The sequence below is a fragment of the Streptomyces sp. NPDC006529 genome (assembly GCF_040611795.1).
Taxonomy (GTDB): Bacteria; Actinomycetota; Actinomycetes; order Streptomycetales; family Streptomycetaceae; genus Streptomyces.
In genome coordinates this window covers 1-2,276 of record NZ_JBEXPB010000118.1, presented here as the reverse complement: position 1 = coordinate 2,276, position 2,276 = coordinate 1, and the positions used below count along the sequence as shown (strand labels likewise).

Sequence of the window (2,276 nt, the reverse complement as noted above, 5' to 3'; positions counted from 1 at the left end):
ACAGCAACCGCATCAGGCGTCTCCGCCACCCGAGCCTCAAACAACTCCGGCAACGTCAACGGAGCCACATCAACAGCCGTGTCATTCCACAGCTCAATCACCCGATGACGCTCCACGTCATCGAGCACGGTCACCGTGCTCAGCGGCAGGTCAGTGCCGCCGTCCAGCGCCCGTTCCAGTGCTGTCACGAGGCCGTTGATGGCGGTGCAGACAAGCGCACCCACCGCTCGCGCGTCGAGCGAGGCCACTGCGTCGATGGAGAGCCCCAATGAGTCCCCGTAGTCGTCCACCGCAACCTGGAGGGGGTAGTTCGTGCGCTCGCGCTGGAAGAGCAGCCGGATCCCTCCGCCGTTCTCCCGTGCCTCAGCCTCCTCCGGCGCCGGGGCGTCGGCGGGGGCGGCGTTGTGCCGGTAGTTGAAGATCGAAGTGAACAGTGGCGTGTCGCCGGCCACCCCACTGGCCTGCTGTGCCAGTGCGAGCGGCGCGTGCTCGTGCTCCAGCAGCTCCGCGAGCTGTCCACGCATCGCCGCGACCGCCTCCAGCACGCCGAGTTCGTTCACTCGCACACGTACCGGCAGGGTGTTGATGAACGGGCCCGGCACCCGGTCCGAGCCGACGCCGGCGTTCATCCTGCCGAACAGCACTGTGCCGAAGACGACATCGTCCCGGCCGCTGACCGTGGCCAGAACCCGAGCCCACGCGAGGTGCATGAGTGTGGCCTTGCTCGCGCCCAGTCGGCGCGACAGCTCGCCCACTCGTGCTGACAGTTCCGTCGGCAGCGCGATGCCCAGGCGGACCGCGTCCGCGCCGTCGCCGTGTACGTCCATGAGTCCGAACGGCGCGGTCGGTTCGGTCACGTCACCGAGCAGCTCGGTGAAGTACCGCTCATGCTCGGCACGCGCCACGCCACCGCGCGCCTGAGCGACGAAGGTGCGGAACGGCAGCGGCGACGCCAGCTCGGCGCCTCGTCCGGTCAGGAACGCGTCCACCTCGTCCAGCAGCACCTCCATCGCGGTGTGGTCCTGCACCATGTGGTGCACCCGCACCAGGGCCAGCCACCGCTCTGTGCCCGGCTCGGCCGCCGCGTGCATCCGGATGAGCGGGGCGCGGCCCAGGTCCATCGAGGAACCGCCGGCCGCTACCAGGTCGGCGGTGAGGTCATCGCTCCGCGCATCCAGTCGGACCACCTCGACGGGGAGCGGCGCTCGACGCTGTACGACCTGGACCGCTTCGCGCAGGCCCTCCCAGACGATCGCGGTACGGAAGATGTCGTGCCGGTCGATGACCTGCTGAAGGGCCTCGGTAAAGCTGTCGAGCCGCTCACGCGAGTCGAACTCGACCACGGTCGGCATCACGTAGGCGTCCTTGCCACCGTCCGCCATCAGGTGGTGGAAGAGCAGACCTTCCTGGAGCGGCGCAAGGGGGTAGATGTCTGCGATGTTGGCCGCCCCGCCCTCGACGGTGGTGACGATCCGCCCGATCTCGTCCGCGTCCAGCTCCACCAGCGGCAGCATCTCCGGCGTGATCTCCACCGCGTCCGCGGGGATGAGGTTCTCCGGCACCTCCACCTCTTGGGCTCCGGCGACCGCCGCGAGCCCGGCGACCGTCGGACTTTCGAAGAGAACGCGTACGGACACCGATACGCCCTGGGTACGCAGCTGCTCCACCAGCCGGATCGCGAGCAGGGAGTGGCCGCCCAGTTCGAAGAAGTCGTCGTCCACGCCCACGCTGTCGAGTCCGAGGACCTGCCCGAATGCCGCGCACAGGATCTCTTCACGCACCGTGGCCGGACCGCGACCGACACCGGCCGTGTACTCGGGGGCGGGCAGGGCCTTGCGGTCCAGCTTCCCGTTGCCCGTCAACGGCAGCGCGTCCAGGACCACGACAGCCGAGGGCACCATGTACTCCGGCAGCCGGGAACCCGCGAACTCCCTCACCCCAGCAGGCAGCCCCGCACGATCCGCGCCCTCACCCGGCACCACATAAGCAACCAGCCGCACATCGCCCGGCACGTCCTCACGCGCGATCACCGCCGCCTGCGCCACGTACGCATGCCCCGCGACCACCGACTGGACCTCACCCGGCTCGATCCGGAAACCACGCACCTTCACCTGCTCATCCGCACGACCCACATACTCAAGCCGGCCATCCGCAGTCCACCGCGCCACATCACCACTGCGATACATCCGCGCACCCGGCTCGAACGGACACGCCACAAACCGCTCAGCCGTCAGACCCGCACGCCGCACATACCCACGCGCCAACTGCACACCCGC

Annotated in this window: 1 protein-coding gene; it reads right to left on the bottom strand. The window is 69.0% G+C overall.

Annotation, left to right across the window (positions count from 1 at the left end):
• Positions 1 to 2,186 (bottom strand): condensation domain-containing protein (locus ABZY31_RS31170; protein WP_356417042.1); only part of this gene is annotated, 2,186 nt, incomplete at its 3' end.
• Positions 2,187 to 2,276 lie beyond the last annotated feature (90 nt).